The sequence below is a fragment of the bacterium genome, from assembly GCA_035281585.1.
Taxonomy (GTDB): domain Bacteria; phylum UBA10199; class UBA10199; order DSSB01; family DSSB01; genus DATEDP01.
Genome location: DATEDP010000046.1, coordinates 1 through 12,930, shown reverse-complemented (window position 1 = coordinate 12,930; position 12,930 = coordinate 1). Strand labels below are relative to the sequence as shown.

General features: G+C 60.9%; 9 protein-coding genes. 6 read left to right on the top strand and 3 right to left on the bottom strand.

Annotated features, from left to right (window positions below; all coding sequences use genetic code 11):
* Nucleotides 1-68: 68 nt before the first annotated feature.
* Nucleotides 69-1,229: a MaoC family dehydratase gene (locus VJR29_03530; GenBank protein ID HKY62467.1), complete on the bottom strand. Its 1,161-nt coding sequence runs from the start codon at nucleotides 1,227-1,229 to the stop codon at nucleotides 69-71.
* A gap of 184 nt (nucleotides 1,230-1,413) precedes the next feature.
* On the opposite strand from VJR29_03530, the gene VJR29_03525 reads away from it, so the two are divergent.
* The 3 genes from VJR29_03525 to VJR29_03515 all read left to right on the top strand — a co-directional run bounded on the left by VJR29_03525 (nucleotide 1,414) and on the right by VJR29_03515 (nucleotide 4,309).
* Nucleotides 1,414-2,067: a response regulator transcription factor gene (locus VJR29_03525; protein HKY62466.1), complete on the top strand. Its 654-nt coding sequence runs from the start codon at nucleotides 1,414-1,416 to the stop codon at nucleotides 2,065-2,067.
* Between the two features lie 273 nt (nucleotides 2,068-2,340).
* Nucleotides 2,341-2,994: a hypothetical protein gene (locus VJR29_03520; protein HKY62465.1), complete on the top strand. Its 654-nt coding sequence runs from the start codon at nucleotides 2,341-2,343 to the stop codon at nucleotides 2,992-2,994.
* Between the two features lies 1 nt (nucleotide 2,995).
* Nucleotides 2,996-4,309, top strand: coding sequence for a phenylacetate--CoA ligase (locus VJR29_03515; protein ID HKY62464.1), 1,314 nt, complete (start codon nucleotides 2,996-2,998; stop codon nucleotides 4,307-4,309).
* Between the two features lie 203 nt (nucleotides 4,310-4,512).
* Here the strand turns inward: VJR29_03515 and VJR29_03510 are convergent, their stop codons facing one another.
* Nucleotides 4,513-6,162, bottom strand: a complete 1,650-nt coding sequence (locus VJR29_03510) for an acyl-CoA dehydrogenase family protein (protein HKY62463.1) — start codon at nucleotides 6,160-6,162, stop codon at nucleotides 4,513-4,515.
* Nucleotides 6,163-6,258: 96 nt separating this feature from the next.
* On the opposite strand from VJR29_03510, the gene VJR29_03505 reads away from it, so the two are divergent.
* The 3 genes from VJR29_03505 to VJR29_03495 all read left to right on the top strand — a co-directional run bounded on the left by VJR29_03505 (nucleotide 6,259) and on the right by VJR29_03495 (nucleotide 9,915).
* Complete coding sequence (locus VJR29_03505) at nucleotides 6,259-7,155, top strand: hypothetical protein (protein HKY62462.1); 897 nt, start codon at nucleotides 6,259-6,261, stop codon at nucleotides 7,153-7,155.
* 80 nt (nucleotides 7,156-7,235) lie between these two features.
* Nucleotides 7,236-9,428, top strand: a complete 2,193-nt coding sequence (locus tag VJR29_03500; protein HKY62461.1) for a choice-of-anchor D domain-containing protein — start codon at nucleotides 7,236-7,238, stop codon at nucleotides 9,426-9,428.
* A 13-nt stretch (nucleotides 9,429-9,441) separates the two neighbouring features.
* Nucleotides 9,442-9,915, top strand: coding sequence for a hypothetical protein (locus VJR29_03495; GenBank protein ID HKY62460.1), 474 nt, complete (start codon nucleotides 9,442-9,444; stop codon nucleotides 9,913-9,915).
* Here the strand turns inward: VJR29_03495 and VJR29_03490 are convergent.
* The coding region (locus VJR29_03490; GenBank protein HKY62459.1) for a hypothetical protein at nucleotides 9,912-12,930 on the bottom strand (3,019 nt) is incomplete at its 5' end. The genes VJR29_03495 and VJR29_03490 overlap by 4 nt on opposite strands.

The following is a 12,930-nucleotide window of genomic DNA, read 5'->3' as shown; positions in this document are numbered from 1 at the left end:
TTTTCTCCCAGCAATCGCTTTAAATCCCCCTTGATCCCCCTTTTTCAAAGGGGGAAAATCATCGATCTTCAGCGTCGACTCTTGATCAGGAGCCGGCGCTCGATCTCGAAGATCTTCTCGGGGATCTTCTCCTTGCCCAGATCCTTCTTGTTGTTCTCTTTGATGAAGAGGTCGGCGCCGAACTTTTCCAGGGCCTCTTTGGGCCGGATGTTCTTGACGCCGATCAGTTGGAAGGTGACGACCCCGCCCTGGACGCCTTGGGGGCCCTCTTCTTTGGCCAAGACCCGCGAGATCGCGTAGACCGTGTCGCCGCTCACCGCCGGTTGGGTGTGATAGCCCTCGGTGTAGCCGAGATCGATCAGCGAATTCTCGGTCGTGTCGCGGCTGGCCAAGCCGGCGAGCCAAGCAAAGACCAAGCCGCCGTAGACGATGGGCTCGCCGCTCATCGCGCCGCTGCGGGCGGTCGAGTAGAGCCGGTCATAGTGGAGCGGGTGAGTATTCATCACGCGGTAGGTCCAGGGGAAATGCTCGTCGGTGATGGTCCGGCCGTTGGCATGGACGATGATGTCGCCGACGGTGAAGTTCTCGAAATAGCTGCCGACCCCGGTGAGGTTGGTCGGATAGGCGCCGGCAGCGGCCGGGATCTCGACGCTCGGCTCGGCCTGCTCCGGGAAAGGCTGGCCGGCGACGGTGGTCGGCTCGCTTTCCTTGCCGGCGGCGGCGACCATGATCTTGCGGTCGTACTGCAGGACCAGCTCGTTCTTTTGGTTGAGCGCGATGGTGCGGATGGTGACGATGCCGGGCTTGCCTTCCTTGGCCTTGACGTCGAGCACCTTGGTCAAGGAGCGGAGGGTATCGCCGGGATAGACCGGCTTGACGAAGCAAACATTATAATAGCCGAGGTTGGCGATGGCCTTCTCGGAGTCGTTCTGGACGCCGAGCGAAAGCGCGACGTTCATCACCATCAAGGGCGAAACGACCAAGTCGCGAAAGCCGTGGGCCTTGGCGAACTCGGCGTTGGTGTAGAGCGGGTTGGTCTCCATGAAGGTGGTGGCGAACTCGACCGCGAAGGCCGGATAAATCGTCACGCCCCGGGGATGGCAGAACACCGCCCCCGGCTTGAAGTCTTCCAAAACCCGGCCGTATTGGGGATATTTCACCTTCTCCAAATTGGCGGCTTGGCCGGGAGCGCTTTCTTTGAACTGGGGATACGGAATGTTGAGCGACATGGAAGATCCTTTCTACGGATGAGACTCCGGTCGCTAGCAGAGCGAAAAAGTCGATGTAAAGGCTAAAAAAGAGCCGGCACCCAAGCGCCACCCACGTTGACAAGGCCCGGAATTAATGCGAGAAAAACCCCGGGTTAATAAATTCAGGATATAGCGGGGACAAAGGCTCGGCCCCCAAACAAACATGGAAACGGGTAAAGCCACCGTGCTGCTGGTGGATTCGCAGCCGATTGTCCGCCATGGGGTCGCCGCCCTCATCAACGGCAGCAAGCATTTTAAAATTGCCGGCGAGGCCGGAAACTCGGCTCAAGCCTTGGAATCGGCCGCACGGCTTCAGCCGCGGATCGTCCTCATCGAGCTGCTGCTCGACGACGTCATCACCGTCGACCTCATCCCCAAAATATTGGAGAAGAGCCCCCGCTCCGGGATTTTAATATTTTCCAACCGGAATGACGCCATGTTCGCCCATCGGGCCATGCGAGCCGGAGCCAACGGCTATCTCCTCAAGCAAGAAGCCCCCGCCCAGATCCTAACCGCACTTCGCCGGGTGCTGGAGGGCAAGACCTACCTCAGCCCCCAAATCCTCAAGCGCATGCTCTATTATTATGGCGAGGACAAAAAAGCCGGCAGCGATGACCAATTTTGCAAGCTGAGCGATCGCGAGCTTCAGATCTTCCGGCTCATCGGCTCCGGACTGAACATCCGGCAAATCGCGGAAAAGCTTTCCTTGGAGAGAAAAACCATCGACACCTATTGCTCCCGGATCAAGAAGAAGCTCGACATCGAAACCTTGAGCGAGCTCACCCGAGAGGCCATCCGCTGGAGCCCGGAGCTTTAGAAGTAGGGATTTGCCGGACAAGTCGCCGGCCCGAGCCGAGCCGATTTTTCCGGAAGGCCTCGCCAGCCCGCAAACGACCGAAAAAAATCCGAGCCGCGGATAGAGATTTCGCTCGCGGCAATTAGTGCCGGGAAACGTGCGCCAATCCTGGCTTTCCCGTCGCATTGTCGCGCAAATTTTTCCGCCGCGCCGGCCGTGCCGGCACCGGGCCGGCTTGACAGCGAGCGTCCCTTCTTCCAAATTTTGCCGAGCATCGGGGTTAGAAGGAAGGGTATGGAATTCTCAGCGGCGAACGATTGCCTCAAAGCCATTCGTCACATCGATCACGTCACCTATGTCAGCGCTTTCGAATCGGAGGAGCGATTTCTGCAGCAATGGAGGATTTTCGGCTTCGACGAGCTGGTCCGCCTCCAAACGCTGAAGTATCCGGCCTCGCACATCGCGCTGGTCAGCGGCAAAACCGCCGAGTACCCCTGGGAGACCATGACCGGGCTGTCGGTCAGCGAAGATCCGGCCTCGCCGATCAACGAATTCGTCCGCCGCTACGGCGAAGGGGTCCAGCACGTCGCCTACAACATCAATCCCGAGGCCGACATGGAGGCCTTGCACGGCGAGCTGAAATCGCAGGGCTGGAACTTCATGACCCCGGTCCTCACCTACAAGGACGGCACCGGAGCCCGGCTGCGCCAGATGTTCGTCGCGCCCCAAGCCCCTTACGGCCCCTTCCTTGAGCTGGTCCAGCGCCTCTTGGGCCCCGAAGGGACCGCCTACAATGGCTTCGACGTCCAGAATATCGACGATCTTTACCAGTATTACGCCGATTACAGCCGTTGGTTGGAAAGCCGGGGCCATTGCGGAGAAAAGACGGTTTGGCGAAAGCCCTCTCGGGGAATTCCCCCGCCTTCCTTCAGCTACAAGGGGAACTAGCATGGAGAATTTTTCCAAGGATTCCTACGTCGGGGATCCGGAGCGGGAGTGCCTGCCGCGCGCTCGCCTCCGCCAACTCCAGGAAGAGCGATTGGCAGAGCTGCTCCACCGGGTCGCTCATCGCGTGCCCTTCTACAAGGCCCGGTTGTGGACGGCGGGATTCGAGCCCGAAAAATTTCGGGGCTTGGCCGACCTGCCGGCGATTCCCTTCACGACCAAGGAGGACCTTCGCGAGCATTATCCCTACGGCCTATTGGCACTGCCGCGCGACCAAGTGGCCCGGGTTCACGCTTCTTCCGGCACCACCGGACGTCCGACCTTGACGGCCTACAGCCGCAAGGACCTCGAGCTATGGAGCGAGCTGATGGCTCGGGTCCTGGCGGCGGCCGGAGTCCGTGCCGGCACCGTGGTCCAAATCGCCTACGGCTACGGCATGTTCACCGGCGGCTCGGGTTTTCAATACGGCGCCGAGCGCCTCGGCGCGACGGTCATCCCGGCCTCCAACGGCCATGCCGAAAAACAGCTTCTTTGGATGCGCGAGCTCGGAACCGAGGTCTTGCTCTGCACTCCCAGCTTCGCCGCAACCCTTCTCCAAGAAATCGCCGGCGATCTCGGACATCGCCCCCTCTCCCTGAAAGCCGGGATCTTCGGCGGCGAATTTTGGAGCGAGGCCTTGCGGGCCAGGCTGGAGCAAGGCCTCGGCGTCCGCGCCTTCGACACCTACGGGTTGAGCGAAGTGATCGGGCCGGGCGTCGCCCAGGAATGCCCTGAGGGCGGCGGCATGCACGTTTTCGAGGATCACTTCCTTCCCGAAATCGTGGACCCGGTCAGCGGCGAGCCGCTTCCGCCCGGCTCCTATGGCGAGCTGGTGCTGACTTCCCTGACCAAGGAAGCGATGCCGGTCCTGCGCTACCGGACCCGCGACCGCACCCGCCTGATCGAGGAGCCCTGCGCCTGCGGCCGCAGCTCCCGCCGGATCGAGCGGATTTGGGGCCGAGCCGACGACCAACTGAGGATCGGCGACGGCCAAGTCTTCCTTTCCCAGATCGAGCAAGTCCTCCTCGAAACCGAAGGGGTCCAGCCTAATTATCAAGTCGTGGCGACCTCCGATTTGGCGGCCCAGGAATCGCCCTGGGTGCTCAAGGCTCAATTGGTCGAGGAGGTGTTGCGCAGCCGGGCCCGCACCGAGGCCGTCGAGGCCAAGGTGACCGAGGAGCTGCAACAGCGCTTCGGCTTGAAGATGCGAGTGACCGGCGTCCGGGCTTCCCACCTGCCCTGCAGCGAGGGCAAGGCCAAGCGGTTGATCTACGAGTGAGGGGTCATCCTGAGGAGCGGGGGCCCCAGTCGAACGCCGCCAGGTTCGAGTGAGACTGGGGGGACGAAGGATCTGCGACTGGCCAAGTAAATTTGGGCTACTGAGTGCCTTCGCATCTCTGATGGTAGTCCGAAAACACGAAGGGGCTTAGAGCTCTCAAAAAACCTTGGCAGGTCGCAGATCCTTCGCTTCGCTCAGGATGACTATAAATATTGCTTCAGCAAAGCCGGCGCGATGACCCGAAGGGCCAGGACTTCCTCGGCGCCCTCGAAGATCGAGAAGACCCGGGCGTCGACGTAGTAGCGGCTGACCGCGTACTCCTCGGCGTAACCGTAGCCGCCGTGGATCTGGAGAGCCTCGCGGGCGATCCACTCGCTGATCTTGGAGGCGTAGAACTTGACCAGCGAAGCTTCCATCTGGCCCTTGTGCTCGTCCATCAATTGGCAAGCGTGGTAGGTCGCCTGGCGGGCGGCCTGGATCAGCGCCGCCATCCGGACCAGCTTCCATTGGGTCATGCCGTATTCGAAGATCGGCTTGCCGAAGACCTTGCGCTCGTCGGAATAGCGCAGCGCCGCCTCGAAGGCCGCCTGCATCACGCCCAGCGCCCGGGCCGCGGTCTGCAAGCGCCCGCCGGCAAAGCCTTCCATCTGCAGATAGAAGCCCTTGCCAAGGCCGGCCTCGCCGCCGATCAGGTTTTCGTAAGGCACCCAATAATTCTCGAAGGCGACCTCATAGGAGTGCATGCCACGGTAACCGATGGTCGGGATGGCCTTGCCCTCGATGTGGCCGCCGTGCTCGGGCTGGTCGTACTTGAACTCGTGGCCGTCGAAGCGGGGCTTCTCGGCGATCAGGATCGACATGCCGCGATGCTTCTTCGACATGTCGGGATCGGTGCGGCAAAGCACCATCAAGGAGTCGGCGTAACCGGCGAAGGTGCACCAGGTCTTGACGCCGTTGATGACCCAACCCTTCTGGCCGCTGGATTCCTTGGGTTTGGCCGTGACCTTCATCCCGGCGACATCGCTGCCGAAATCGGGCTCGGTGACGGCGACGCCGGCCATCCGCTCGCCGCTGGCCAAGAGCGGCAGCCATTTGTTCTTCTGCTCCTCGGTGCCGCCCTTCAAGATGGCCTTGGAGAGAATCTCGGGCCGGGTGATGAGGCTGCCGGCCAAGCCGAGCGAGCCGCGGGACAGTTCCTCGGTGACCACGCACATGCCGGTGTTGTCGGGCTTGGCGTCGTCCTGGAAGCCGCCGAATTGCTGGGGGATCGAGAGACCGAAGCAGCCCAGCTCCTTCAAGCCGTCGATGATTTCCTGCGGAATGAGATGGTCGTGGCGGTGGACCTTCTCGGCCAGCGGCATGACCTTGTCCTCGGCGAACTTCTTGAAGGTCTCGCGGAACATCTGGTGGTTCTCGTCGAGGCCGTAAGTTCCGCCGCCGTTGGCCTTCTTGATCAGCTGGGCGATGCGGGCGACGTTCTCGGTGGCCAGGACCTTCTCGACTTCCTTGGTGAGCTCGGGCTTCCAGATCGTCTCGGTGAGCTTCTTTTCGTCGACGCCCCATTCGTGGAAGCGGAAGCTGACCTTTTCCGAAAAATGGGCGACGGTCTCGGCGGTGAAATACTCGGCCAGCGATTTTTCCAACTCGCCGTCGCTCTTGGCGGCATAGGCCAGGATCTGCTCGGCGGCATAGACCTCGGAAGCGACCCAGGCCAGGTCGTAGGCGGTGGTTTGGAAAGTGTCGAGCTTGGCGGTGGAGATCTCTTTGCCTTCGGAGGCCTTTTGGGCCAGGTGGCGGGTGACGTGCTCGAGCAGGTTTTTCGCGGCGGAAAGCGCGTTTTGAGTGTTCATCATGCGGGGCTTCTAGCCGCTTCCCTTTCGCCCTGTCAACTGGTAGCAGGGGGCACCCATCGGCAGGCTCGGCCCTTGGCCTTATATAAGGAGATCCCCATGCGCCGCCTTCTTTCCGCCGGCTTTCTCGCCCTCGCCCTTTCGCTATCCAGCCCGCTTTTCGCCCAAAACACCCCCGAAGCCGCCTATGCCCAATGGGTCGAGGTTTCGAAGGCCGGCGACGTCGACGGCCTGCTGGCCCTCTCCACCGCCGAGAAGGTCAAGGAATACCACCGGGACGTGAAGACGCCCGAGCAGAAGGCCGAAGTTCAAAAGCTGATGAAAGCCTTGGCGCCCAAGTCCTACACGGTCAAGAGCAGCGAAATCTCCAAGGACGGAAAAAAGGCCACCCTCAAGATCGACGCCATCGCGCTGGATTTCTTCTCGATGGGCGACCCCAAGGCCAAGCCGGGACCCGAGAAGATGAAGGTCACCTTGGTCAAGGAAGGCGGCCAGTGGAAGGTCGACCAACAGAGCTCGGGCAGCTTCGCCGAGGAGGAAGAGGCGCCGGGAACTCCCCTGGCCTACGGCAAGAGCGTCGCTTTGCCCGACGGCAGCTTCAAAGTGCTCAAGGGCAAAACCAGCTTCGCGGGCGCCAAGGTCAACGGCAAGCCCTATGCGGTCGACGTGATTTTCAACTTTCCCGAGACCGGATCGACGCTCTTCATGTTCTTCCACGACAGCCCCAATCTCGCCGACAACTACGTCAAGGTCGGCGACGAGAAGGTCGCGCCCATCGCCTTCGCCGAGGACTTCCCGCCGGTTTTCTCCGACGACAAGGGCGGCCGCGAGGTGACGGTGATGGAAAAGAGCTACTCCTACTCCAAGAACCGGAACTTCAAGGGCACCGGCGGCTACTCGATGCTCTTCGACTTGCCGAAGGACGCCAAGGAAGCGCCGGTCCTCCACCTGAAATTCAAGTACGACGACAAGGACCACGTCTATGAGGTCCGCTGAAGGGGCCAAAAAATAGGTTAGACGCGGTCCTGAAAGCACCTTAAAGTTCCCAGGCCTTCAAATCGCCCCAGGAGGTCCCTATGTCCCGTCCCGTCTTCCTGCTTCTAGTCCCGGCTTTCCTGACCCCGATCGCGGCCTCAGCCGCGGTTTTCGCGCCGACCACCGCGGCCGAGCTGCAAACCGCCCTGACCACCGCGGCCGCCAGCGCCGAGGACGACGTCATCAATCTTCAGGCCGGCACCACCTATTTTACCAGCGACAACGGGAATGCGACCTTCACCTATAACTCGAGCAACAACGGGTCCCTCACCATCGCCGGCGCCGGCCCCGGCTCCTCGATCTTGGACGGCAACGTGGCCCGCCAAGTTCTGGAGCTCATCAGCAGCGGAACCACGGCCTCCTTCCAAATCTCGGGACTGACCATTCGTAACGGCCGATTCGGCGATGTCGCCGGCCTCGAAGTCCAAGGCGTCGAAGGCGATCAAAGCCTGACCGACTGCGTGATCGTCAACAACCTCGAGGGCGGTGCGGCCGGCGGCGCCTCGATGATCGCTTCCGGCGCTTCCGATCAGACCGTCGCCGGCTGTAGTATCCAAGACAATACCGGCGGCAATGTCGGCGGCATTCAGCTGGCCACCAACGGAAACATCCAATTCAACGAGAACCTCGTCATCGGCAACTCCATCTCCAGCGGCTTCGGGCTCATGGGCGGCGCCATCATGACCTCTCACGGCGTTACCACCTCGATCGAAGCTAAGAGCAACGAGGTCCGCAACAACGCCGGCGACGTCGTGAACGGCATCTACCTGTCAGCTTCGGCCGGCGCCAGCATGCTCCTCGAGGGCAACACCATCGCCGATAACCAGAACCTCGATGCGACCAATACCGGCGGCGCCCAGATTCAGAGCATCGGCAACAGCGACATCACCGTCCGGTCCAACGTCATCACCGGCAATTCTTCCGACTTGGCCAATGGCTGCCAAATCTTCAACGGCGGCGAAGGCGACATTCTGCTCGAAGAAAACACCATTTCGAACAACGTCAATTCCGCCGGATTCGTCGGCGGTATTCTCATCACCAATGTCGGTAGTGGCAACGGCGCGACGACGCTTCAAAACAACACGATCTCCGGCAATTCGGGAAGTTTCGCCACCGGCATCCAAATCCAAAACAGTGAAAATGGAATCCTGACCTTAGAGAGCAACATCCTCGCCAACAACGTCAACGATCAGGCCGACAACGGTGGCGCTCAGATTCAGCAAAACGGCAGCGGAGAGCTTCGGATCGTCAACAATTTGGTATTTGGGAACTCGGCCGCTGCCCAAGGCGGCGGATTTTCCATCGTCAGCGCCGCCGAAACCCTGACCCTCGTCAACAATACCATCGTCGGCAACTCGGTCGTGGCTAATGACGGCGTCGGCGGCGGGGGCGTCCTCCTCACGCCGGTCGCGGGGATGGTCGCGGCGAACATCTACAACAACATCCTTTTCGGCAATTCGGCGGCGCCAGCCAATACCGGCAACGACTTGCTCGTCGACTTCGTCTTTCCAGGCATTCAGCTCTTCAACAACGATTTCAGCCAGGCTTGCTTTGGACCGCCGCCGGCCAATTGCGACCCGACCTCGGTCGCCGGCCTGAGCCTGGGTAAGAACATCGGCGCCGACCCGCTCTTCGTCAACCCCGAAGCCGGAAACTTCCAGCTGGGGCCGGACTCACCGGCCCTCGACACCGGTGATACCGAGGCTCCCGGCCTGCCCGACCTCGACCTGGCCGGCAATCCTCGGGTCTTCAATGGGCAAGTCGATATGGGGGCTTTTGAAGCTCAACCCCTGCTGACGGCCGATCCGGCCACTCTCGACTTCGGCTTCGTCAGCATCGGCGAGGAGGAAAGCCAGGGGCTGAGCCTCAGCAATACCGGCGCGATGGCTGTAGCCATCAGCGGCTTTCAGCTCTCCGATTCGGCCAATTATGAGCTCGACCTGAGTGCCGGAGAGAATCCCTGCGGAAGCTCGAGCTTCAGCCTGAACCCCGGCGAAAGCTGCAGCTTGGCCGTGGCCTTTGGCCCCGGCGCCGAAGGCGAGCTCAATGCCAACCTTCAGGTTGAGACCGACTCCGCGATCCCCACCGTCGTTCAATTGATCGGCAGCGGCCAAGGTGGCGGTGGCAGCGGTGGCTGCGCGCTGGGCGGCGGAGCCGCCCTCGGCCGCGGTCTTTGGTTCGCGCTTTTGATTCCTATTTCGGCGGTGGCCCTTTTCTTCCGCCGGCGACGTTAATCGAGGAGAGATAATGCGAAAAATTCCCGGTCTGTTGTTGGCAATGACAATCGGTCTCGGCGGCTGCTTCGGCGGCGGCGGAGGCGGCGATCCCGAAAATCCGATGACCGAGATCAGCGGCGTGGTGCCTTCCTGCTCGGTCGACACCGCGACGGCGGTCGACCAAGCCGGCCGGGACTTCGCGGTGCCGCTGCGCTCCGACTGCTCCTTCCTGGTCAACGTCACGCCCGGCCAGACTTACACCATGTCCTTTGAAAAGGATTCGGCTTTGGTGGCTCGGCTCGTCGCCAACGACGATCCGGCCAATCCTCAGTTCGTCTTCCTGATCGACGACTCCGCTCGGCCGCTCGACTTGGGCTTCATCCAGATCGACGGCGACCTGGCCTTTCCGGCCAATGACATCGGAGCTTCCAGCGACTTCGATCATGACGGGATTCCCAACTCCGACGATCCCGATGCCGACGGCGACGGGAACCCCGGGCCCTAGCGCCATTCGCCGCGGAGGAAGGGATTGAGGAAGTTCATCCAAGCCGGACCCAGCGGCATGGCCCCCTCGAAGCGCTCGATTCCCCCCTGCTCCAAAATGATCCGGACGACATGGTCCTTTTCGTAGTGGTCCATTTCGTGGGTCAGGATGCCTAAAGGCGAGGGCGGGTGCCAAATCCGGTAAAAGGAATCCTCTTCGGTTCCCTGCTCATAGGCTTTGTATATCCGGTAGAGGGCGGCGTCCTCGGTATTGGATTGATCTTGAAGCGGCCCGCCCAGCTCTTCGGGGGTATAGAGATCGGACTCGAAGATGAATTGAGCCAAGCCTTTCAGCAGATTTTCGCGCCCCTGAATGGGGAGGCCCAATTGGGCGCAAATCGCGTCGATCGCCCGGCCGCCGATCCAAGAGAAGACGTAGGTCCGGGTCTGAGGCTGGCCCGGCTCGAAGAAATTGACGATCTGGGCGGCACGAAATTTGGAATCCTCTTTCAAGCTCGCCTCATGAACCGCCAAATAGGGCAAGGATTGGCTGTTCCCTTTCTGGAATCGGACAGCCTTTTCGGCCTGGGGAGTCGCTTTGTTCAGAACGAAGGCTCGGTCCGCGTGGTGGGTGATGCTCCAATCATTTTCGGTGGCGGGAATGAAGCGCGCCTCATCTTTGGATCGCAAATGGCGTCGGGGAAATTTTCTGGCGGCCGCCTTTTCTTGAAACAAATCCTTGAAAACCCCTAAGGCGCCTTGCACCCAGGCGGCGCTCAAATTGTCGCTCAGGTAAACGTCATCGGCCGGATCCCGGCTCAAGGCCAACTTGAGCGGAACCCGGGGGCTGCCTACTTCCGGATCGACCTTGAAGCTGTCGAGGAGCGTGGCGGTGTTGATTTGATCGACTTGGATCGCTTGGCCCTCCAGCGGCTCGGCCGGGCCGGGCCGATCAAGCAGCGATTTCCTCGAGTGGACGAGGCGGACCATGCCGAGGACGCCGGCGGCCGCGGCAAGGCCGGTGACGAGGAGGCCGGCCGCGGTGGGCTGGCCGTGGAGGAGCATGTCGAGGCCGAGCAAAGCGGGAGCCGCGGCGGCGTGGAGCCGGCCGTCGCTCTTGGCTTTGGTTGAGGGGCCTGAAGTTTCAACCTCAGCCTCGGCTTCCTCATCGGCTTGTAACTCCGCTTCGATGACCTCCTGTCCCGGCTTTTCCTGCTTCGCTTCGACGCGCCATCGATCTTGCGGATTGGGGATGAGCGGCAGATCGCGGACTCTATTGATCATCCGATTATTGAGACTTTTATCGAGACGATGAAGACCGAAAAGCAAAGCTCCCATGGTCGCCAAGCCGGGCCAACCGCCGGTCGCTATTCCCACCAAACAGCCGCTCAAACCGAGCATAAGGGAGAGAGGAAGAGAATAATGCAAAACCTCTTCCACGAAAGAGGGCGAATTCAAATCGACGACCTCGCCCATTTCGTTCAGCCTGATTTCAACTCCGTCGGAAAAGAACCCGGGGCTATCTAGTTTTTTTATCAACTCTACCTGGGAATGGGAGGTCGCTTCCCACGGCTTCGGTCCGACGAAAGATTGCAAAGCCCCGCTCGGAAAAAATCGTATCGGCCGGGCCTTTTTGCAGACCACCCCTTGAATTTCCATATCGAAGGGCGCGATGGCGGTATCCAGAATCGGCATCGCTTGGCCGTGGATGCCGCTAAGTATGAAGCGCGTGCCCTTCGGCCACTCGATCCGATTCAAGCTTTGAGGTGCGGCCAAGACCCCACTCATCGTCCCCTGAAGACGGTTGAACTTGACCTCGGTCAAGGATCCTAAGAGGGCTTTCCATTTCGAAGATTCTCCGCTGGGCAAACGATACGGTGAATTGGCCGCCATGCCGAGGACGCCGGCGGCCGCGGCAAGGCCGGTGACCAGGAGGCCGGCCGCGGTGGGCTGGCCGTGGAGGAGCATGTCGAGGCCGAGCAAGGCCGGCGCCGCGGCGGCGTGGAGCTTGCCGCCCTCCGGGGTCCGCCGCGACTTTTTCTCCTTGGCCTCTTCCTCGGCTTGGGCTTCTTCTTCAGCTTGGGCCACTTCTTCAGCTTGGGTCTCTTCTTCGGCGCGAGATTCAAGCTCCGGGCTTTCCGAAGCCTTTTTGGCCTGGACATGGACTCTCCCCTGAGTTGAGATCCTCGTCGGCTCCAGCGAGGCGGCGGCTTCCTTCCTTACTCTGCCCTTTCGCTGGACCATCGCCTGGTACGAAAGCAATAACGCCGTGCTTAGGACCCAAGTGAGAGGCCCTTCATCGAACATCTTGGTGACAACAAAGGTCGTGGCCATCACAGTCAAGGATTGATTCCGGTTTCGCCAGGAATAACGGGCAATCTCCGAAATGAGTGCGAAGACCGGCGAAAACCAGGATTTCCGGTCAATCTTCCCCCTCTCGTCCAGGGTCGTCGCCGAGTTCTTTTTAATGCCCTCTCGTCGGATGAAGTACCGCATTTTCCCGTTCGGATAAAAGCTGATCGGGAAATCCTTCGCCACCGCGTAGCCCTGGAGGACTCGATCCTGCCGAAGCACCAAGCTATCGAGATAACCGGCTTCATCGAAATAAAGTCGATCCCCGGAGCCCAAGTGCATCCCCGCGATTTCGGTGGGGCCCATCAGGGTGATTGCCAGTAAGCGGCCGGAAGCGGTGAAAGAAAGCAGGGTCTCGGCCGGCAGCTCGGCTTGCCCGATTTGCTGGGCCGACTTGAGGGTGAGCGTTTTGGGGATGCCGCTCTCGTGGAAATTCACGACTTCGACGTTGCCGGCCTGGAGGCCATTTCCTTGGCGATAGACACTGGCCTCTGGATTCCAATTCAAGCGGAAGTAGAAGGGACCGGGATTGGAGAGTGAGTCTTGATCGAAATTCTCGGAATCGGGCTTGGGGCGAAACCAGTTGAAGATGCCGGCCAGCGCCACGCTTCCCAGGGCGAGGCCCAGAGCTGAGAGGCCTCCGTCACCCGAGAGCGATCCATCGAGGAGCCAATTGGCGCCGAGG

Coding starts and splice junctions, on each gene's coding strand:
- VJR29_03530 (HKY62467.1), bottom strand. CDS start 1,229: ATGTCGCTCAACATTCCGTATCCCCAGTTCAAAGAAAGCGCTCCCGGC.
- VJR29_03525 (HKY62466.1), top strand. CDS start 1,414: ATGGAAACGGGTAAAGCCACCGTGCTGCTGGTGGATTCGCAGCCGATT.
- VJR29_03520 (HKY62465.1), top strand. CDS start 2,341: ATGGAATTCTCAGCGGCGAACGATTGCCTCAAAGCCATTCGTCACATC.
- VJR29_03515 (HKY62464.1), top strand. CDS start 2,996: ATGGAGAATTTTTCCAAGGATTCCTACGTCGGGGATCCGGAGCGGGAG.
- VJR29_03510 (HKY62463.1), bottom strand. CDS start 6,162: ATGATGAACACTCAAAACGCGCTTTCCGCCGCGAAAAACCTGCTCGAG.
- VJR29_03505 (HKY62462.1), top strand. CDS start 6,259: ATGCGCCGCCTTCTTTCCGCCGGCTTTCTCGCCCTCGCCCTTTCGCTA.
- VJR29_03500 (HKY62461.1), top strand. CDS start 7,236: ATGTCCCGTCCCGTCTTCCTGCTTCTAGTCCCGGCTTTCCTGACCCCG.
- VJR29_03495 (HKY62460.1), top strand. CDS start 9,442: ATGCGAAAAATTCCCGGTCTGTTGTTGGCAATGACAATCGGTCTCGGC.